The sequence below is a fragment of the Streptomyces hesseae genome (assembly GCF_031845785.1).
GTDB lineage: Bacteria > Actinomycetota > Actinomycetes > Streptomycetales > Streptomycetaceae > Streptomyces > Streptomyces hesseae.
In genome coordinates this window covers 106,443-126,390 of record NZ_JAVRFI010000013.1, presented here as the reverse complement: position 1 = coordinate 126,390, position 19,948 = coordinate 106,443, and the positions used below count along the sequence as shown (strand labels likewise).

15 protein-coding genes and 1 tRNA gene are annotated in these 19,948 nt (G+C 73.5%); 5 read left to right on the top strand and 11 right to left on the bottom strand.

The genetic code is table 11. The features are described from left to right. Nucleotides 1–9: 9 nt before the first annotated feature. Nucleotides 10–82, top strand: a tRNA-Gly gene (locus RM609_RS20595). A gap of 55 nt (nucleotides 83–137) precedes the next feature. Here the strand turns inward: RM609_RS20595 and RM609_RS20590 are convergent. From RM609_RS20590 to purD, 6 genes are all read right to left on the bottom strand, one after another. Continuing rightward, nucleotides 138–1,553, bottom strand: coding sequence for a sensor histidine kinase (locus RM609_RS20590; RefSeq protein ID WP_311612882.1), 1,416 nt, complete (start codon nucleotides 1,551–1,553; stop codon nucleotides 138–140). Further along, a complete protein-coding gene (locus RM609_RS20585) occupies nucleotides 1,550–2,260 on the bottom strand; it encodes a response regulator transcription factor (protein WP_311612880.1) in 711 nt (236 codons plus the stop codon). Before RM609_RS20585 ends, RM609_RS20590 begins: the two co-directional genes overlap by 4 nt. A 119-nt stretch (nucleotides 2,261–2,379) precedes the next feature. Then, on the bottom strand, nucleotides 2,380–3,282 hold the full coding sequence (locus tag RM609_RS20580; protein ID WP_311612878.1) for a phosphoribosylaminoimidazolesuccinocarboxamide synthase: 903 nt from the start codon (nucleotides 3,280–3,282) through the stop codon (nucleotides 2,380–2,382). A gap of 69 nt (nucleotides 3,283–3,351) precedes the next feature. Further along, nucleotides 3,352–4,830 carry a N,N-dimethylformamidase beta subunit family domain-containing protein gene (locus RM609_RS20575; RefSeq protein WP_311612876.1) on the bottom strand — a complete coding sequence of 493 codons (1,479 nt, stop codon included), beginning with the start codon at nucleotides 4,828–4,830 and terminating at the stop codon, nucleotides 3,352–3,354. A gap of 168 nt (nucleotides 4,831–4,998) precedes the next feature. Continuing rightward, complete coding sequence (locus tag RM609_RS20570) at nucleotides 4,999–6,678, bottom strand: hypothetical protein (RefSeq protein ID WP_311612874.1); 1,680 nt, start codon at nucleotides 6,676–6,678, stop codon at nucleotides 4,999–5,001. Between the two features lie 307 nt (nucleotides 6,679–6,985). Further along, nucleotides 6,986–8,233 carry a phosphoribosylamine--glycine ligase gene (purD, locus tag RM609_RS20565; RefSeq protein WP_311612873.1) on the bottom strand — a complete coding sequence of 416 codons (1,248 nt, stop codon included), beginning with the start codon at nucleotides 8,231–8,233 and terminating at the stop codon, nucleotides 6,986–6,988. A gap of 327 nt (nucleotides 8,234–8,560) precedes the next feature. Between purD and RM609_RS20560 the strand changes: the two genes are divergently transcribed. Then, nucleotides 8,561–9,286 (top strand): SLATT domain-containing protein, encoded by a 726-nt coding sequence (locus tag RM609_RS20560; protein WP_189455853.1) that lies wholly within the window; start codon nucleotides 8,561–8,563, stop codon nucleotides 9,284–9,286. 102 nt (nucleotides 9,287–9,388) lie between these two features. On the opposite strand, the gene RM609_RS20555 is transcribed toward RM609_RS20560, so the two are convergent. From RM609_RS20555 to RM609_RS20540, 4 genes are all read right to left on the bottom strand, one after another. Then, nucleotides 9,389–10,039 (bottom strand): putative DNA-mimic protein, encoded by a 651-nt coding sequence (locus tag RM609_RS20555; protein ID WP_311612871.1) that lies wholly within the window; start codon nucleotides 10,037–10,039, stop codon nucleotides 9,389–9,391. Between the two features lie 172 nt (nucleotides 10,040–10,211). Next, a complete protein-coding gene (locus RM609_RS20550; RefSeq protein ID WP_438828490.1) occupies nucleotides 10,212–12,698 on the bottom strand; it encodes a dolichyl-phosphate beta-glucosyltransferase in 2,487 nt (828 codons plus the stop codon). A gap of 111 nt (nucleotides 12,699–12,809) precedes the next feature. Then, nucleotides 12,810–13,484 carry a GntR family transcriptional regulator gene (locus RM609_RS20545; RefSeq protein WP_311612870.1) on the bottom strand — a complete coding sequence of 225 codons (675 nt, stop codon included), beginning with the start codon at nucleotides 13,482–13,484 and terminating at the stop codon, nucleotides 12,810–12,812. Nucleotides 13,485–13,678: 194 nt separating this feature from the next. Next, on the bottom strand, nucleotides 13,679–15,034 hold the full coding sequence (locus tag RM609_RS20540; RefSeq protein ID WP_311612869.1) for an aspartate aminotransferase family protein: 1,356 nt from the start codon (nucleotides 15,032–15,034) through the stop codon (nucleotides 13,679–13,681). 324 nt (nucleotides 15,035–15,358) lie between these two features. On the opposite strand from RM609_RS20540, the gene RM609_RS20535 reads away from it, so the two are divergent. Both RM609_RS20535 and RM609_RS20530 read left to right on the top strand, forming a co-directional pair. Then, nucleotides 15,359–15,574, top strand: a complete 216-nt coding sequence (locus RM609_RS20535) for a cold-shock protein (protein ID WP_311612867.1) — start codon at nucleotides 15,359–15,361, stop codon at nucleotides 15,572–15,574. Nucleotides 15,575–15,754: 180 nt separating this feature from the next. Beyond that, nucleotides 15,755–17,476: a serine/threonine-protein kinase gene (locus tag RM609_RS20530; protein WP_438828492.1), complete on the top strand. Its 1,722-nt coding sequence runs from the start codon at nucleotides 15,755–15,757 to the stop codon at nucleotides 17,474–17,476. A 72-nt stretch (nucleotides 17,477–17,548) separates the two neighbouring features. On the opposite strand, the gene RM609_RS20525 is transcribed toward RM609_RS20530, so the two are convergent. After that, nucleotides 17,549–18,835, bottom strand: a complete 1,287-nt coding sequence (locus tag RM609_RS20525; RefSeq protein WP_311612864.1) for an adenylosuccinate synthase — start codon at nucleotides 18,833–18,835, stop codon at nucleotides 17,549–17,551. Between the two features lie 177 nt (nucleotides 18,836–19,012). Here RM609_RS20525 and RM609_RS20520 point away from each other — a divergent pair, with 177 nt between their 5' ends. Then, a complete protein-coding gene (locus RM609_RS20520) occupies nucleotides 19,013–19,921 on the top strand; it encodes a diacylglycerol kinase (RefSeq protein ID WP_311612862.1) in 909 nt (302 codons plus the stop codon). Nucleotides 19,922–19,948: the final 27 nt, after the last annotated feature.

Below are 19,948 nucleotides of genomic sequence, written 5' to 3'. Positions count from 1 at the left end.
GGGGCGAATGCGGACGTAGCTCAGTTGGTAGAGCACCACCTTGCCAAGGTGGATGTCGCGAGTTCGAGTCTCGTCGTCCGCTCAGAGAACGAAGGCCCCAGTCATTGCGACTGGGGCCTTCGGCGTTCTCGGCCCGTTCAGCCCGCCGTGGGAGGGAAACGCAGCCGGAAGCGGGCGCCGCCGCCTTCGGGGCGTTCAGCGGTGAGCTCGGCGCCATGGGCGCGGGCGATCTGGCGGGCCATGGCGAGCCCGAGGCCGGAGCCGGGCAGGGCACGGGCCTGCCGGGAACGGTAGAAGCGGTCGAAGACATGGGGCAGGTCCTCGGCGGAGATCCCGGGCCCGTGATCGCGGACGGTGAGATCGACGGCACCGTCGGCGGCGCGGACCAGCCGGGTCTCGACCATCGCTCCCGCCGGGCTGAACTTGGCGGCGTTGTCGAGCAGGTTGGACAGCAGCCGCGCCAGCCGGGCCGGTACGCCCGGGACCGTGACCTCGGCGAGGTCCGTCGTGAAGACCGCGCCCGGCCAGTGGCCGCGCGCGACGGCCGCGCAGCGCTCGGCGAGGAGGTCGAGGCGGACCTGTTCGACGAGCGGGCGCGGCTCCTCGTCGCGGGCGAGCTCGATGAGGTCGTTGACCATGCCGGTCACCTCGCGCATCTGCCGGCCCAGACCCTCGGCGGCCCGCTCCCGCTGGGCGGGCGAGAGCCGCTCGGCACGGGCGAGGAGCTCGGCGTTGGTGCGCAGCGCGGTGAGCGGGGTGCGCAGTTCGTGGGAGGCGTCGGCCACGAGGCGGCGCTGGGCGGCGACGGCCTCCTCCAGTTCGCCGAGCATGGTGTTGAAGCTGGCCGCGAGGCGGGTGATCTCGTCCTCGCGCCCGGCCTCATGCGGGGACAGCTCGATGCGGTGGGCCGGGTCGCGGGTGGCGGCGATGCGTTCGGCGGTGGCCGTGAGCCGGGTCACGGGCCGCAGCGAGGTCCGTGAGACCACATAGCCGAGCGCCGCGGCGAGCAGTACCCCGACGCCGCCGACCGCGCCGAGGTACCAGCCGGCCTGACTTACGCCCTGGTCGACGACGTCGGAGCGGGCGGCCACTTGCAGGGCGCGGCCGTCCCGGCCCGGCAGGGGCGTGGTCAGCATCCGCATGGGCCGGCCGTCGTGGACGATGTCGCTGTAGTACGCGCCGAGGGTGCCGGCGGCGACGCGGCGGGTGGCCCCGGTGACGGGCAGCGCGAGACCCCGCTGGCCGGGGGCGGCGGGGTCGGCGCGGACGATCTGGGCGCAGGCGGGGGCGGCGCGCCAGGCGCACTGGTCGTACAGGACGCCGCTGTCGGCGCCGCCGCGGGTCTGCTGGGAGATCAGCCCGGCCTGTTGCTTGAGCTGGATGTCGAGCTGGCGGACGAGTTCGTAGCGGATGACGACATAGGCCGCGCCCAGGACGCCGAGCGCGACGAGCGCGACGGCGGCGGAGGTGACGAGGGCGAGGCGGGCGCGCAGGGGGCGACGGCGGAGGAGGTGGCGGAGGGGGCGGCGACCTCGTACGGGGCCGTCGGTCATTTCCCGGCCGCCAGCCGGTAGCCGACGCCGTGCACGGTGTGGACGAGGCGGGAGGCGCCGCCGGCCTCCAGCTTGCGGCGCAGGTAGCCGATGTAGACGGCGAGGGAGTTGGACTCCGGCCCGAAGTCGGCGCCCCACACCCGTTCCTGGATCACCTCGCGGGGCAGCACCTGCCCGGGGTGGCGCAGGAACACTTCCAGGAGCGCGAATTCGGTGCGGGTGAACTCCAGGGCGATTCCCGCGCGTTCGCCGGTGCGGGTGAGGGGGTCGACGGTGAGGTCGGCGAAGGCCAGCTCCGGCGGGGCGTCGGCGGCGCCGGGCGTCGGGGCGGCCCGGCGCAGCAGGGCCCGGAGGCGGGCCAGGAGCTCGTCGAGGGCGAAGGGTTTGACGAGGTAGTCGTCGGCCCCCGCGTCCAGGCCGGCGACGCGGTCGGAGACGGCGTCGCGGGCGGTCAGGACGAGGACGGGGGTGCGGTCGCCGAGCTCGCGGAGGCGGCGGCAGACGGCGAGGCCGTCGAGGACGGGCATGGCGAGGTCGAGCACGATGGCCCCCGGCGGGGCGGCGGCGACGGCGGAGAGCGCCTCCAGGCCGTCGGCGGCGACGCGGACCGCGTAGCCCTCGACGGCGAGGCCGTCGGCGACGGCGGCCCGGACGTCGGGGTCGTCGTCGACGACCAGGACGGATGTCGGGGGCGTCGGGTCAGGCATTGCGCCTCCGGCGGGGTACGGGATCTTGTGCGTGCCCCCACGATGGCATGCCCTCTCTGAGAGGGCTCTTAGGGCCCGGACCCGGGGGGTTGGGCCCCTCGGTCAGGCGGCGCCCGCCGTCACGCCCACTTCGTGCCGGTCAGTCGCTCGTACGCCTCCACGTACTTCTCGCGCGTCCGGTCCACCACGTTCTCCGGCAGGGGGGGCGGGGGGAGTTCGCCCGTGCGGTCCCAGTCGGAGCCCGGGGAGGTCAGCCAGTCGCGGACGTACTGCTTGTCGAAGGAGGGCTGGGGGCGGCCCGGGGACCAGGTTTCGGCGGGCCAGAAGCGGGAGGAGTCCGGGGTGAGGACCTCGTCGGCCAGGACGAGCTCGCGGTGCTCGTCGAAGCCGAACTCGAACTTCGTGTCGGCGAGGACGATGCCCCGGTCGCGGGCGATGTCGCGCGCCCGGCCGTAGACGGCGAGCGTCGTCTGGCGCAGGATCGCCGCGGTTTCGGCGCCGACCTGGCGGGCGACCTCCTCGTAGGAGACGTTCTCGTCGTGCTCGCCGACCTCCGCCTTGGTGGCGGGGGTGAAGATCGGGAGGGGCAGCTCGGAGCCGTCGCCCAGGCCCTCGGGGAGGGCGAGGCCGCAGACGGTGCGGGTCTCGCGGTACTCGGCGAGGCCGGAGCCGGTGAGGTAGCCGCGGGCCACGCACTCGACGGGGACCATGTCCAGGGAGCGGCAGATCAGGGTGCGGCCGGCCCAGTCGGCGGGGGCGCCGTCCGGGAGGTCCGTGGAGAGGACGTGGTGGGGCACCAGGTCGGCCAGGCGATCGAACCACCACAGGGAGAGCTTGGTGAGGACGCGGCCCTTGTCGGGGATCTCGGTGGGCAGCACCCAGTCGTAGGCGGACATGCGGTCGCTGGCGACCATCACCAGCCGGCCCGCCTCGTCACGGTAGAGGTCGCGGACCTTGCCCGTGTGGAGGTGCGTCAGCCCCGGCACCTCGACGGGCTTGGGCTTCTCGACGAATCCGGACACGCGGCCTCCTGGTGGTTTGTCCAAACACCTCGATTCTGCCGTACGGCACCGACAGGCGACCGGGAGGGGTCAGGCTCGTTTGCAGATGCGGTCCAGGAGATTGGCCGTGGCCCGCTGGACGCGGGTGTCCGTGTGGCCGGGGCGGTCGAGGGCGGGCGACCAGGCGAAGGTGCCGGAGGCGAAGACGAGGGCGCCGCTGGGGGCCCGGTAGAGCGAGGTCTCCTGGTGGCGCTTGGCGCCCTCGCCGTCCAGGTAGGGCGAGTGGGTGAGGAGGATGCGACGGGTGTGCTCGGGCAGGGCCGTACGGGGGAAGTAGCGGTCGGCCTCGCCGGCGACGAGGCCGGGGAGCTCGTCGCCCTCGCCGGCGCCGGTGGCCTCCCAGAGCCAGTGGCCGGCGTTGCGCACGACCATCGGGGCGGGCTCGGGGACGCGGCCCGCGTACTGGATGCCGAGCAGCTGCTGCTCGGGGGGCGACATGTCGCGCCAGAGGGCGGAGCGGCCGGGGCCGCGGCGTTTGCGGCAGGTGAGCAACTGGTGGGGGCCGGCGGGCGAGGGGGCGAGCTCGACCTGCCAGTACATGGTGTTGGCGGAGAGGAAGACCAGGGACGTGCCGCAGTCGCGGGCGTTCTCCACCGTGCGGCGCATCTCGGCCGACCAGTACTCGTCGTGGCCGGGGAAGACGACGCCCCGGTAGCGTGCCGGATCGATTCGCCCCGTGTGGAGATCGCGGGTCTCGGCGTAGGCGAGGTCGTAGCCGTAGCGCTCGGCCCAGCGGATGAAGTCGTAGGCGTGGCCCACGTGCAGCGGCAGGCCGGCGCCCGCGAAGGGGCGGTCGAAGGAGACCGTGGTGGCGGCGGCGTCCTCGCCGAGGAGCCGGCCTTCCTCGTCCCAGGCGTGGTAGAGGCTGGCGCCGGTGCGGCCGTCCTCCGGGTAGAGGTTGTAGGCCTGCCAGGTGATGTCGGGGAGGACCAGCAGCAGATCCGAGGGGTTGCCGTCGCGAACGGTGAAGGGGATGTGGCTGCGGTAGCCGTCGGCGGTGGTGAGGACGGCGACATACGCGCCGGTGCTCCAGAACGACGGGATCTGGAGCCGCCAGGAGAGCCACCAGTGGTGGCAGGAGACCGTGCGGTCGACGGTGAGCGGCGGGGGCTGGACGATGCCCGACAGCCGGGGGCTGGTGGTGATCTTGGCGGCGCCGACGCCTCCGTAGTGGCCGATGCGGTAGACGTCGACGGCGAACTGCTGCGGCGGGTCCACGGTGATCCGGAAGTCGATGGCCTCGCCGGGGGCGACGGCGCTGGCGGTGGCGAAGCCCTTGATCTGGCAGTGGACGTCGTCGGCCGCCCGGGGGCCGGGCCTGCGGGGCGGCGGCACCCGCGAGCCGGCCGTGGTGGTCACCGGGTCGACGTACCAGGGGATGATCTTCCCGGTGCCGTCGAAGTAGAACTCGCCGCCGCGCAGCCAGGGCAGCGGGCCCTGCCCGAAGGGGTCCGAGACGGCGTGCGCGAGTGCCCCGGACTCCCAGCGGCGGATCTGGTCCATCCCCATGTGCGCTCCCTCCCCTGGGCCTGCGGATACCTTTTCGGATTCCCGGCAGATTCCCAGCAGATCACATGACGCATCCGGACCGTCACCGTTCGTCGGGAAATTCCCCGGAAGTGATGGCTCGGCCCCTACGCTGTGTTACGTCATCACGGAGGGTCACCCGTCCGGGCCTCACATCAGCCTGACGGGCTTCTCCATCCGGACCCCGACCTCGCCGAGCCAGGCCCGCAGCGGCTCGCCGTCGCCGTCCTCGATCAGGGTCAGGACCGTACGGGACAGCCCGGCGCGGCGGGTGCCGCCGACGAGCAGGGCGGGGCCGTCCAGCCAGTCCAGGCCGGGGGCGGCCCCGGCGGTGTCCACGGCGGCGCAGCACACCATGGCGGTCACGTGGTCGGCGAGCAGCTCGCGGCCGCTGCGCGGCGGCTGGAGGGGGAAGAGCGGGGCGAGGCCGCCGGCCCAGGAACCGCCGGCCACCGTGCCGAAGGCGCCGCGCCGGGCGGCGGCCTCCTCGCGGGCGGCGTCCCGCGCCACCTCGGCGCTCAGCCGCAGCTCCAGCTCCTCGCCGACGCCGCTGCCGCCCGGGCCGCCGAGCCGTTCCAGGACGCGGGCGACCGTGGGCGCGCCGGGCGGCACGTCCGGCCCGGGCGGGACGGCCGGCGCGGGGTCGCCGGGGGCGGTGCCGCGGGCGGCGATGTCCTCGAGGACGCGGTGCAGCCGGGCGGCCTCCAGGCGCCAGGTGCGGTCGACGACCTCCTCCGGGTACTGGCTCCAGGCGACGGGCGTCCAGCCGGGGCCGGGCTCGGCCGGGCCGCCGTGGAAGAGCCGGGCGGCCAGCAGGGAGGCGGCCTCGTCGATCAGCCCGGGCTCCTCCAGGAGGTCGCAGGCGGGCCGCTCGCCCAGCCGGGAGGCGAAGCCCTCGGCCAGCCGGTCGCGGCGGGAGAGCTCGGTGAGCGCGGAGACCACGCCCGCGTCCAGCCGGGAGGGCCAGCGGCCCATCCGCCAGGCGGGCACGGCCACGCGGTTGAGCAGCCGGTCCCAGCCGGCGTAGGCGAGGCCGACCTGCTCCTGGGCGACGATGCGCAGGCCGTAGTCGACCGCCTGGGCGCGCTCCGAGGCGGCCGCGGCCACCCCGCGCTCCATCTCGGCCGCGTGCTCGCGGCAGGACCGCAGCAGCAGCCGGGCCACCCAGCCGACGAAGGCGAGGTGGGGCCGGCCCGACGCTACGGCGACGGCGGCGTCCAGCCCCCGGACGAACCGGCGGGCGGCGGCTATGTCGGGGTGCGCGGCGGGGCCCGTGCCCGCGACGACCGGCGCCAGCAGGGCGCGCAGCTCGGCGACCCGCATCCACCACAGGAACGGCGAGCCGATCACCAGGACCGGCGCGGCCACCGCCCGCGCCCGTACCAGCGCGAACCCGCGCGGGGGGCTGTGCGCCGGGTGGGTGCGGTCCTCCAGCCAGCTGTCGCAGTCGGGCGTGAGGGCTATCGCGGAGGGCGCCGGGACGTCCAGCCGGTCGGCGAGGTCGCGCACCAGCCGGTAGAGGTCCGGGGCCGTCTCCTCGGGGATCGGGACCGTGGGGCTCAGGGCCGGACGGGCCCGGGCCACCACGGTGGCCACCATGGTGGCCAGCGCCAGGGCCAGCACGGCGACGGCGGTGACGGCCGGACGGGCGGCCGCCGGTACGGAGCCGTCGGCGATGTGCCCCGTCGCGGAGCCGACCGCCAGCACCACGGCGGCCGCCGCCGGCAACAGGGCCACGGCCAGCGCCGTGCCGCGCACCCGCAGCACCGCGAGGGCTCTGGCGCGCGCGGTCGGCGCGCCTGCTTCGGGACCTGCCACGAGACCGATCACCCCCAGTTGCCGGTAGTGCTCTGCCGAGGTGCGTTGCTTACCTCCCCCACTGTGGCACCGGCCTCTGACATCGCAATGCCGGTGGGCCGGTCGGGCCGCCGAGTCAGCCACGCGGCAGCCGGCCTGCGCCGCACCCTAGTTGGGGGTGGGGCGTGCGTCAGCCGCTTGGGCAAGCGCTCACCCGATGGAATGGCTTTGGGCGGCGGCGGCACGGGCGGACGGGCCGTTTCCGCCCGTTTTCTCCGCCCGCTTTTCGTCGCCGTTCCTCTGCCGCTCCTCCGCCGGTCGTCAGGCCGGCGTCAGAGGCTCAGGCCGACGCGGCCTTCTCCGCGATGTCCGTGCGGTGGTGGGAGCCGTCCAGCCGGATCCGGGAGACGGCCTCGTAGGCGCGGGTCCGCGCGGCGGCCAGGTCCGCGCCCGTGGCCGTGACGGACAGCACCCGGCCGCCCGCGCTCACCACGCGCCCGTCCTCGTCCCGCCGGGTGCCCGCGTGGAGGACATGCGCCTTGTCGACCTCGGCGGCCTCCGCCAGTCCCTCGATCGGGTCACCCGTGCGCGGGGTGCCGGGATAGTTGTGCGAGGCGATGACGACCGTCACGGCCGCGTCGTCGCTCCAGTTCAGCGGCGGCTCGGCGGCCAGGTTGCCGGTGGCCGCGTTCAGCAGGACGCTGGCCAGCGGGGTCTTCAGCCGGGCCAGGACGACCTGGGTCTCCGGGTCGCCGAAGCGCGCGTTGAACTCGATGACCCGCACCCCGCGCGAGGTCATCGCCAGCCCCGCGTAGAGCAGCCCGGAGAACGGCGTGCCCCGGCGGCGCAGCTCGTCCACGGTGGGCTGGAGCACGCTCTCCATGACCTCGTCGACCAGCTTGGGGGCGGCCCACGGCAGCGGGGAGTAGGCGCCCATGCCGCCGGTGTTCGGGCCCTCGTCGCCGTCCAGGGCCCGCTTGAAGTCCTGCGCGGGCGTCAGGGGCAGCACGGTCTCGCCGTCGGTGATCGCGAAGAGGGAGACCTCGGGGCCGTCCAGGTACTCCTCGATCACCACGCGGCCGCAGGCCAGCGCGTGCTCACGGGCGGCGGCCAGGTCCGAGGTGACGACGACGCCCTTGCCGGCCGCCAGGCCGTCGTCCTTGACCACGTACGGGGGGCCGAAGGCGTCCAGCGCCTCGTCGACCTCCTCGGGGGTGGCGCAGACGTAGGCGCGGGCGGTGGGCACGTTCGCCGAGGCCATGACGTCCTTGGCGAAGGCCTTGGAGCCCTCCAGCCGCGCGGCCTCGGCCGAGGGGCCGAAGACCGGGAAGCCGCGCTCGCGCAGGGCGTCCGCGACACCCGCGACCAGCGGCGCCTCCGGGCCGATGACCACGAGGTCGGCGCGCAGCGACGCGGCGAGCTCCGCGACGGCCGCGCCGTCCAGCGCGTCCACGGGGTGCGTCTCGGCGACCTCGGCGATCCCGGCGTTGCCGGGGGCACAGTGCAGCGCGGTGACGTCGGGGTCGAGGGACAGGGAGCGGCACAGGGCGTGTTCGCGGGCGCCGCCGCCGATGACGAGGACCTTCACCCCCTCACCCTATTGCCTCGATTGTGGATCACTACGACTCGGGGTGGGCACGACAGTCGTAGGAACCTCTCGTGGGGAGATCGCGGGGACCTCTCGCCGGAGCCTCTCGTCAGAACGTTTCGCCGCCCGTTCGGCGTCCACGCCTCGACCGGCGTGCACTCTTTCGGGTGAGAGCCCCTCGCCTCCTATACCTGATGTCGGCGCACTTACGGACGGAAAAGGCTGGATCTTGCGCCCAACGCCAACCGTTCGGCGGTAGGAAGGATGCTGCGATCACTGCGATCACGGCACACGGCGGAGAGGGAGTGCAGGGTGAGCCAGCCTGAGATGCAGCCCGAGGGGCTCCCGCGGGAGCAGGGGAACCCCCCGGCAGGGCAGCACCGGGGCGACCTGCGCGGCCGGACGTTCCCGCTCGGGGACTGGGGAGAGCCCGCCGAGCGACTGGACGAGCTCTACAGATGGGTCGAGGGCGGCGCGCTGAACCTGGCCGACTGGTACCTCACCGACCGGGCGTGGAAACGCCGCTGGGCGCGCGGGCTGCGGCTGGCGGCGGCGTGCTGCGCGGTTGTCGGCGCGGCCCTGCCGCTGCTGGAGCTCACCAAGGTGCTGCGCACCGGCTCCGCGTGGGCGTTCCTGGCGCTGCTGGGCGCGGTGGCCTGTGTGGCCTGCGACCGGTACTTCGGGTTGACGTCCGGGTGGATGCGGGGCGTGGCCACGGCGCAGGCGGTGCAGCGGCGGCTGGAGGTGCTCCAGTTCGACTGGGCGTCGGAGTGCGTGCGCGAGGTGCTCGGGCCGACGGAGGGCACGGCGAGTGAGGCGGCCGAGCGCTGTCTCACCGTGCTGCGGCGGTTCTCCGAGGACGTTTCGGAGCTCGTCCGGGCCGAGACGGCGGACTGGATGGTGGAGTTCCGGGCGGGGCCGGCGCCGTTGCTGACGCAGTCGTTGGTGGCGTGGGGTCCTCGGACGGATTCCGGGCCGGTGGGGCGGTTTCCGATGCCGCCGCATACTCGGCCGAACATGCCGCGGCAGCGGCCACCCGAGTCGCCTCGGTAGCGGGTGCCGCACGGTGGGGCGGGGTGGGGGTTGAGGCCCCGGTCCCGCCCTTTCACCGTTTCCTCCTCAAGCGCCGGAGGGGCTGAATTCAGCCCGAACGGCTCAGCTGAAGACGATCATCGACCCCTGCCCCAGGCTCCGCGTCGCCGCCGCGTGGAGCCCCAGCCAGACGTGGCGTTCCCTGGCGAACGGGCTGTCGTCGTGGGGGCCCGGGGCCGCGCGTTCCTCCAGGGTCGTGGGGTGGTCGGGCGGCGTCGGCGGGGCCGGTGGGTTGTCGGGGTCGATGCCCAGGACCGGTGCCACGGCGTGGAGTTCGCGCAGCAGGCCGTGGCTGGATCCCAGCGGCCCGCCGCCTTCGAGGAGTTCGTCGTTGGACAGCGGATGCGGGAAGTCCACCGGCACGTACGCCCCCGCGTGGTCGTAGTGCCAGACCAGGTGCGACTGCTGCGCCGTGCTCTCGAACATCTCCAGCAACTGCTCGTAGTCCCCGCCGAGTTCATCCACCGGAGTGACGGCGAGGCCACAGAGGTTCAGCAGATGGGCGCGGCGCAGGAAGTGCAGGGCGTCGTAGTCGAAGCCCGCGACGGGTGCCACGTCCCCGGAGAGGCCCGGCATATAGCCGAAGACGGGTACCGGGGGCAGCCCCGCCTCCCCGAGTGCCTTGTCGTAGGCGGCGATCTCGTCGGCGAAGGGGTTGTCGGGGCTGTGGCAGAGCACGTCGACTAGGGGCACCAGCCACAGGTCACAGGCCACGTGAGCTCACTCTCGTCATCGCCTTCCCGTCCGATGGTCGGGTGGTCGGGCCAGAGTAGTGCCGCTCAGCCGGTTGTCATACCGGGCCGGTAGACGTAGACGCGCCGAATCCGCTTGGCTTCCGGCCGGCTTCGGCCCCGGAGCCGGCCGGCCCGGAGCCGTCGGCCCCGGGTCAACGGTCCACGCGCACGTCCCACACCCACGTGCCGCCGATCCAGCGGGGCTCCTCGCCCGTCAGCCGGGTGACGGCCGTCCGCAGCTCGGCGCTGTGCTGCCGCTGGTCGGGGAGGACGAGCGCGTCGGCGCGCCAGAAGGCGAGGTCCTCCTGGAACGCCCGGCGCTGCGGCTCCCCGACGTCGGGCACCCGGCCGGTCTCCTGGACCTTGTGCAGCAGTTCGGAGGTGGCGCGCCACGCGGGGCCGTAGATGCCGATCCGGTCGGGGCCGTAGGGCCCGTTGAAGTAGCCGCCGGGGAACGAGAAGCCGAGGCCCGCGTCGATCTGCCAGCCGAGGGCGGCGGTCTCCTTGGGGCCGGGCACCGGTACGGGCACCAGCGAGTGCCCGTCGCGGACGTGCTCCCGCCAGGTGCCGTCGGCGAAGAACGCGGGCGCCGGGTCGCGCTCGACGGTGCGGTAGGGGGTCGGCAGCAGCGGCAGGAGGGCGGCGGCGAGGGCGGCGCAGCCGATGACCCGGCGGGAGCTCTCGCGCTCGCTGCGCTCCCGCCGCTCGGCGAGCCGGTCGCAGGCGAGGGCGAGGAGGATGCCGACGGCGGGGACGCAGACCATCGCCATCCGGGCCTCGATGACCGATTCGAAGAGCGGCGCGTCCGCCAGCAGCCGCCACGGTCCGGGGAGCGTCCTGTCGGTGCCCGGCAGCGGGATGTTCTGGCCGAGGGAGAGGACGGCGGCGGCCAGCGCGGTGAAGCCGAGGGCGCGTACGGCCGGCCGGGCCTTGAGGTGGACGACGAGGGCGACGGTGACGGCGATCAGGGGCCAGCCGAAGAAGGCGTTCTCCTCGGTCCGGTTGAAGGAGAGCGACGCGGCGACCGACCCGTCCCCGGCCAGTGAGCGGGTGGCGAACTCCAGGAGCGCCATGGGGTGGTTGCCCGCCTGTCCGTGCAGCACGCTGCTGTAGCTCTGCGGGCCGTCGAACTGCCAGGCCAGGGGGACGATCACCAGCGGCAGGGAGACGAGGGCGGCGATGCCGAGGCCGCGCAGCAGGGGCCGGGCGACGGCCGCGGCCACGTGCGGGGAGGCGGCCGCGTAGCCGAGGGCGAAGAGGAGGAGGCCGGTGGCGGCCAGCAGCAGGGCCTCCTCGCCGAGGAAGACCTGGTAGGCGAGGAAGAGGCCGAGGACGACGCCGTCGCGCACGGTCCGCCGGCCCCCGCAGAGCCGCAGCAGCCGGTCGATGATCAGCGGCATCATGAACAGCACCACGAAGTTGGGGTGGGCGTTGCCGTGCGAGATCATCGGTGGCGCGAAGGCGCAGAAGCCGCCGCCGAGCGCGGCCGCCCAGCGGGAGCGGGTGAAGCGTCTGGCCAGCAGCCAGTACCAGGCGCAGGCCGTCGCCGTGAGCCCGCCCGTGAGCACGACGGCCCAGGTGAACTGGGGGCCGAAGGCCAGGGTGAGCGGTGCGAGGGGGATGGACAGGCCCAGCATGGCGGTGTTCGCCATGAGGTTGACGCCGAGCGGGAAGTTCTGGAGGGCGCTGAAGAGCGGATTGCGCAGATGCGCGACGTTGTCGGCGGTGACGGCGAAGAACCATTCCCACTGCTGCTGGTCCTGGTCCGAGTCGATCAGATAGCGGCCGGCCGGGTCGCTCCACAGCCCCGCGTAGAGGAGGAGGCTCAGGAGGAGGAAGAGCGCGGGTATCGCGATCCGCGCCGGGCCGTCCGTCCGGCTCCGCGCGAGCCAGCGGACGCGCACGAGGTCGGCGAGGACACGGGGGTAGGCGAGGGGCCGGACCTTCGAACCGGGCTGATGGGCCCAGCGCACGGGCACCTCGGCGACCGCCCAGTCCTGCCGGTGGAAGTACCGCAGTATCTCGAAGTCGTAGGACCAGCCGTCCAGCCGGGAGCGGGAGAAGGCGGTACGGACCTTGTCGCCGTCGAAGAGCTTGAAGCCGCACTGGGTGTCGCGTATGCCGGGGACGGCGGCGGCGCGGATCAGCCGGGCGCCGATCCGGCCCATGGTCTCGCGCAGCGCGTGCTGCCGGACGGCTATCCGGGAGCCGGGCAGGGCGCGGGAGCCCACGGCGGCGGTGGCACCGTCGTCCATCCGGTGCTCCAGGAGCGCCAGTTCCTCGATGGGCGTGGCCAGGTCGGCGTCGGTTATCAGGACGCGGCGGCCGCGCGAGGCGAGGACGCCGGTGCGTACGGCGTGGCCCTTGCCCCGGTTGGCGGGGGTGCGCAGCAGCCGGACGCGGGGCTCCTCGGCGGCGGCGGCCTCGGCGACGGCCGCCGTGGCGTCGGTCGAGCCGTCGTCGACGACGATCAGTTCCCACGCGACCGGGTCGGGGCCGGCATCGAGGTGGGCGCGGACCGCCTTGAGCGTGGGCGCGAGCCGGTCCTCCTCGTTGTAGGCCGGGACGATCACCGACAGCCCGATGGCGCCCCCGTCCTCCTCGTCGGCCGCGGCGGGCGGGACCGGCGTCATCTTCATTGCGCATCACATTCCGTTGTGTCGACGACTGCGAGCGGATCACGAAACCCTATGCGTAGTGCATCGATCAGCCGTCGAACGGAATTACCGGACCTACCAGACATACCGGACTTATGTCTGGTTCAGGGCCTCGATCAGCTCCAGCGTGTGGCGGTTGTACGCGACGACGATCCGCTGGGCCCGCTCGACGTCCCGGCAGGCGATGGCCTCCGCCAGCTCGGCGTGCCGGTGCCACAGCCGTCCCCGGAGGTCGCCGAGGTGGCGCAGCAGCGGGACGGTGAAGATCCAGCTCTGTACCCGGAGCCGGTCCAGGAAGTCGGATATGTAGGGGTTTCCTACGAGCCCGGCCATCTCCCGCCAGAAGCGGAGGTCGTAGCCGATGAGGATGTCGAGATCGCCCGCGAGGGCCGCCCGCGCGGCCTCGTCGGCCCGGCGGCGCACGGAGGCCAGCGCCTCCGGGGTGGCCTGGAGCAGCGCCTGCTCGGCGGAGCGCCGGAACATGCCCTCGACGACGAGCGTGCGGGCCTCGATCATGTCGCGGAAGTCGGCGTGCGAGAACTCGCGCACCCGGTAGCCCTTGTGGAGCTCGACGTCGAGCAGGCCCTGTGAGCAGAGGTCGAGCAGCGCCTCGCGGACAGGGGTGGCCGAGACCCCGTACTGCTCGGCGATCTCCTTGACGGTGAACTGCCGCCCCGACGGGAGCCGCCCCGCGATGACCTCGTCGCGCAGGGCTTCGGCGATCTGTGAGCGCAGCGTCGTGCGCTTGACAGCCTCGCTGCCTGGCATTGGTCCTTCGTCTCCCTTTCCGTGGCCGCACGCCTGGCATGCGAACGGCCCTCGCAACCATAGGCGAGGGCCGACGTCGGGCGGTATGACCGGGCGCACGGGACGGTGAACGGTACCTGATGCTGTGTGCGCGCTGTGGGAGTGGGTACCGGCGGTACGGCCCCGCCCGGGGAGCCGGGCGGGGCCGCCGGCCGTCAGGCCGCGTACCGGTCCGCGACCGTGAGGGCCTCGTCGAGGGCCGCCAGGCCCTGCTTCGTCTCCTCGTCCGTGATGGTGCACGGCGGCACCACGTGCACCCGGTTCATGTTCACGAACGGCCAGAGGCCCGCCGCCTTGATCGCCGCCGTGACGGCGGCCATCGGCGCGTTCGCCTCGCCCGTCGCCGCGTACGGCACCAGCGGCTCGCGGGTGCGGCGGTCGCGGACGAGTTCGACGGCCCAGAAGACGCCGAGGCCGCGGACGTCGCCGACGGACGGGTGGCGCTCGGCGAGCTCGCGCAGGCCGGGGCCGAGGACGTCCTCGCCGATGCGCGCCGCGTTCTCGACGATTCCCTCCCCGTCCATCGCGTTGATCGTCGCCACGGCGGAGGCGCAGGCCAGCGGGTGGCCGGAGTAGGTGAGCCCGCCGGGGTAGGGCCGTTCCTCGAAGGTGGCGGCGATCTCCGCCGAGATGGCGACGCCGCCGAGCGGAACGTAGCCGGAGTTGACGCCCTTGGCGAAGGTCAGCAGATCGGGGACGACCCCGAAGTGGTCGGCGGCGAACCAGCGGCCCGTCCGCCCGAAGCCGGCCATGACCTCGTCGAGGATCAGGACGATGCCGTACCGGTCGCACAGCGCCCGGACGCCCGGGAGGTAGCCGGGCGGCGGGACCATGATCCCGGCGGTGCCGGGCACGGTCTCCAGGATGATCGCGGCGATCGTGCCCGGCCCCTCGAAGGCGATGGTGTCCTCCAGGTGCCGCAGCGCGCGCTCGCACTCCTGCTCCTCGCTCTCCGCGTGGAACGGCGAGCGGTAGCGGAACGGGCCCCAGAAGCGCACCACGCCGGCCGAGGCCGTGTCGGAGGGCCAACGGCGCGGGTCACCGGTCAGGTTGATCGCGGCGGCCGTGGCGCCGTGGTACGAGCGGTAGGCGCTGAGCACCTTGGGGCGGCCGGTGTGCAGCCGGGCCATCCGGACGGCGTTCTCCACGGCCTCCGCGCCGCCGTTGGTGAAGAAGATCTTGTCGAGGTCGCCGGGGGTCCGCCCGGCGATCAGTCGCGCGGCCTCGGAGCGTACGTCCACGGCGAAGCCCGGCGCGATCGTGCACAGCCGGGCCGCCTGCTCCTGGATCGCGGCGACGACCTTGGGGTGTTGATGGCCGATGTTGGTGTTGACGAGCTGGGAGGAGAAGTCGAGGTAGCGGTTGCCGTCGTAGTCCCAGAAGTACGAGCCCTCGGCGCCGGCCACGGCCGGTGGGTCGATGAGGCCCTGCGCGGACCAGGAATGGAAGACGTGGGCGCGGTCGGCGGCCTTGACCGCCGCGGCGTCGGTGGGAACGGGCTGCGTGCTCACGGGCGTGACCTCTGATCGATTGCTCGGCAGGCGCTGTCGGGCCGAGCCTAGGGAGCCGGGCCGGGCCCGGGTACCGGCACTGTGTCGGCCGCCGGGCGCGCCCGTGGACACAGTGCCGAGTGGGCCGTCCGGCCGGTGAACGCCCCCGCAAATCGCCGTGCGGGAAATCCACATTCGGCGGTTTCCTCCTGCTACGGTCTTTCGCGGTTGCAGTATTGGTCCCATTTGTCATGTGCGCCTGAAGGTCCATGATCTCGGGCGCACTTGCGTTTTTCCTGGAGTACGGAATTCCGCCGTGCGCCCCCAATAAGGAGATCGATCAGTTTGGCTACCGGCATCGTGAAGTGGTTCAACTCGGAAAAGGGGTTCGGCTTCATCCAGCAGGACGGCGGCGGCGCCGACGTCTTCGCCCACTACTCCAACATCTCCACCCAGGGTTATCGGGAGCTCCAGCAGGGGCAGAAGGTCACCTTCGACATCACCCAGGGACAAAAGGGTCCGCAGGCGGAGAACATCCTCCCCTCCCGGGTCGACGTCTGACCGACGCCTGACCGGCGTCCCACGACGTCCGACCGCCGTCCGAACCGGCGCGTCCGGCAGGATCGCGCGCCCCGTTCGCGGGCCGGGTATCGGCGATTTCGCCGTGCGGATACCCGGCCCTTTGCCGTGTCGGTATTCTCCGCCGTGAAACATGGGGGAAGGAGTGCCGGCATGGACGGCATCGAAGGTCTGTCGCCGGAGGACCCGCGCACACTCGGCTCGTACCGGCTGCTGGGGCGGCTGGGCGAGGGCGGGATGGGCCGGGTCTATCTCGCCCGTTCCGGCCGGGGCCGCACGGTCGCGGTGAAGGTGGTCCGCCCGGAGCTGGCGGGACAGGAGGAGTTCCGCCGCCGGTTCGCCCAGGAGGTGCGCTCGGCGCGGCGGGTGGGCGGCGAGTGGACCGCGCCCGTGCTGGACGCGGAGACCGAGGCGGCCGTGCCCTGGGTGGCCACCGGCTATATCGCCGGGCCCTCGCTGGGCCGGGTCGTCGACCGTGACTTCGGGCCGCTGCCGGAGCGGTCCGTCAGGATTCTCGGCGCGGGGCTCGCCCGTGCCCTCCAGTCGGTGCACGCCGCCGGGATCGTCCACCGCGACCTCAAGCCGTCGAACGTGCTGATCACCCTCGACGGGCCCCGCGTCATCGACTTCGGCATCGCCCGGGCCCTGGAGACCGTCACCGGCGCCGGCCTCACCCGTACCGGCGCGACCGTCGGCTCCCCGGGCTTCATGTCGCCCGAGCAGGTGCGCGGCGACGCGATCACCCCGGCGAGCGACGTCTTCGGCCTCGGCTCGGTGCTGGCGTACGCGGCGGGCGGCCGGATGCCCTTCGGCGCGGCCGACAGCGCCGTGCACTCCGTGATGTACCGGATCGTCCACGAGGAGCCGGAGCTCGCCGAGGTGCCGGACGGGCTGCGTCCGCTGATCGCGGCGTGCCTCGCCAAGGAGCCCGGCGACCGGCCGACGCCCGCGGAGGTCCTGGCCCGCACCGGGGTCCAGGACCAGCTGGAGGACCTGCGGTCCGCCGAGCCCTGGCTGCCCGGCGGTCTCGTCGCCCAGCTCGGCCGGCACGCGATCAGCCTCCTGGAGGTGGAGGAGCCGACGCGTACCACCGGCCACCCGCCGACGGTCGCCGAGCCCATACCCCCGGCGGCCGAGCCGCCCACCCACGTAGGGCCGCCCCCGGGCGGCCGGCCGGCGGACCCGCCCACGCTCACCGCGCAGGGCGGCGCGTACCCGCCGCACCACCAGCCGATGCCGCCGCACACGCCGGAGACGCCCGTGCCGGGCGCGTACGGCCCGTACGGCGGGCCGCAGCGCCACTCGAAGACGCCCTACCTCGTGGCCCTGATCGTGGCCGCCGGACTGCTGACGGGCGGCGGGACGGTGTACCTGCTCAACCGGGACACCAAGACCAGCGGCCAGGCCTCCGGCACGTCGTCCTCCGCCCCGGCGCCGGGGCCCTCCTCCGCGCCGGACTCGCCCTCCGGGCGGAGCACCCCGCCCAGGACCGACCCCACGCCGCCCACGGACAACCCGACCACCAAGGACCCCACCCCGGCCGGGGAGTACCCGGGGTATTCCGGCACCTGGCAGACCACCTTCGACAGCGGCGCGGGCCCCAACTACCGGATCATCACCGTCACGGGGGACGTCACCATCCAGGGCAGCGGCACCCTCTCCGACGGCACGTCCTACACCTGCCGGTGGCACGCCGCGGTGACCGGGGGCGGCGGGGGCTCCCTGCGCCTGGGGCCGTCGACCGTCACCCAGGCGAACCCGTCGTCCGCCTGCCAGCCCGGCTCCCCGTCCAGCCTGACCCTGCTGCCGGACAACCGGATGCGGCGCGACTTCACCGACTCCGGCACCAAGGACGCCTCGCTGGTCTACAGCAAGACGGGCTGAAGCAAACGCAAAGGGCGCCCCGACGGCTCGAAGCCGCCGGGGCGCCCTTGTGTACGACGCGTACGACCGGGATTACGAGAGGAAGGAGTTGATCTCGATCGTCTCGTCACGGCCCGGGCCGACGCCGATCGCGGAGATCGGCGCGCCCGACATCTCCTCCAGCGCCTTGACGTACGCCTGGGCGTTCTTCGGCAGCTCGGCGAAGGTCTTGGCCTTGGAGATGTCCTCGGTCCAGCCCGGCAGCATCTCGTAGATCGGCTTCGCGTGGTGGAAGTCGGTCTGGCTGTAGGGCAGCTCCTCGACGCGCTTGCCGTCGATCTCGTACGCGACGCAGACCGGGATCTGCTCCCAGCCGGTCAGCACGTCGAGCTTGGTGAGGAAGAAGTCCGTCAGGCCGTTGACGCGCGTGGCGTAGCGGGCGATGACGGCGTCGAACCAGCCGCAGCGGCGGTCACGGCCGGTGGTGACACCGCGCTCGCCACCGATGGTGCGCAGCGCCTCGCCGTCCTTGTCGAACAGCTCGGTCGGGAACGGGCCGGCGCCGACGCGCGTGGTGTACGCCTTCAGGATGCCGATCACGCGGTTGATCTTCGTCGGGCCCACGCCCGCACCCGTGCAGGCGCCGCCCGCGGTCGGGTTCGAGGAGGTGACGAAGGGGTACGTGCCGTGGTCGACGTCGAGCAGCGTGCCCTGGCCGCCCTCGAAGAGGACGACCTTGCCCTCGTCGATGGCGTTGTTCAGGATCAGCGTGGTGTCGGCGACGAAGGGCTTGATCTGGTCGGCGTAGTCCAGCAGGCCGTCGACGATCTTCGCCGGGTCGATGGCGCGGCGGTTGTAGAGCTTGGCCAGGAGCTGGTTCTTCAGCTCCAGGGCCGCCTCGACCTTCTGGGTCAGGATCGACTCGTCGTAGAGGTCCTGAACCCGGATGCCCACGCGGTTGATCTTGTCGGCGTAGGTCGGGCCGATGCCCCGGCCGGTGGTGCCGATCTTGCGCTTGCCGAGGAAGCGCTCGCCCACCTTGTCGAGGGTGACGTTGTAGGGCGTGATCAGGTGCGCGTTACCGCTGATCAGCAGCTTGGACGTGTCGACGCCGCGCTCGTTCAGCCCGCTCAGCTCGGAGAGCAGGACAGCCGGGTCGACCACGACACCGTTGCCGATGACCGGGGTGCACCCCGGCGAGAGGATTCCGGAAGGGAGAAGGTGAAGCGCGTATTTCTGGTCACCCACGACGACCGTGTGGCCGGCGTTGTTGCCACCTTGGTAGCGCACCACGTAGTCGACGGATCCACCGAGGAGGTCGGTGGCCTTTCCCTTGCCCTCGTCACCCCACTGAGCACCGAGCAGCACAAGTGCGGGCACAGGCGTACACCCCTTCCGGGCGGGGCATGTCCAACGTGCACAGGTGGCCTGCCGCCCGCGTGATACGGGCGCTCACCACCGCTAGAGCCGTCGAACCGGTGCCCCGGATAGACGAAGCCCCTGGCGCAACAACGACAGGGGCTCTTGCACCGAGAGATTACCTGAGGAAGGACGAAGGTGTCGGCTCCAGACCCGAGCGGAGCGCAGCTGCTCGTCGTCATCGACCCGGTCGCCAGGCGTGTGGACGGCGAGTCCACGCGGATCGCGAGGGATGTGCTGTGCGCCGGAGCGGTGGCCAAAATCTGTCTCCCGGGCGGTCCGGAGGAGGTGGCGCGCGCCGTCGCCCGGCGCGGACGGCGACGGATCGTCGTGATCGGCGACGACCGGGCCCTGCTGCGAATTGTGGGCCTGCTCCACCGCCGCCGCGAGTTGGCGGACGCCCCGCTGGCGTGGGTGCCCGTCGGCGCGCTCCCCGCGGTGTCGGTGGCCCGGGTGCTGGGCGTCCCCCTGGGGACCGTGGCGGCCGCCAGGGCGGTGCTGGACGGCGCGGAGCGGCGGCTGGGCCTGTTGGCCGACGAGAGCGACGGCGTCGTCCTGGGCGGCCTCTGGGCGCCCGCCGGGGCCGTACGGGCGGGACGGGCGGACGACCGGAGCACGCCGGCGGGGGCGGTGGTCCCCGCGCCCGGGGGCGGGCCGGACGGGGGCCCCGGCGGGCATCAGTCGTGGTGGACGCCGGCCGCCCGGACCGCCCGTACGGCCCTGACACTGCTGTCCGGGCCGGCGGCGGCCGGGCGGCATCCGCTGCCCTCGGCGACGCGGCTGCGGGTGGAGGCGGACGGGGAGGTGCTGGCCGACCTCGACCGGCCGGTCGGGCGGGTCGCGGTGACGGCCGTGGACGGCCTGGCCGAGGTCGTCGTCCACGCGGGCGACCCCGCGGGCGCCCCGCTGCGGGTCCTGGCCCGCACGGTCACGGTCTCCGGCCCGGACTTCCGCTACCGCGCCGACAACCGCGTCCGGGGGCCGGTACGCACCCGGACGTGGACGGCGGTGGGGGACGCGTGGGGGCTGACGCTGCCACGGGAGTAGCGCGGCGGAGTGGGATGCCCGGGGGTG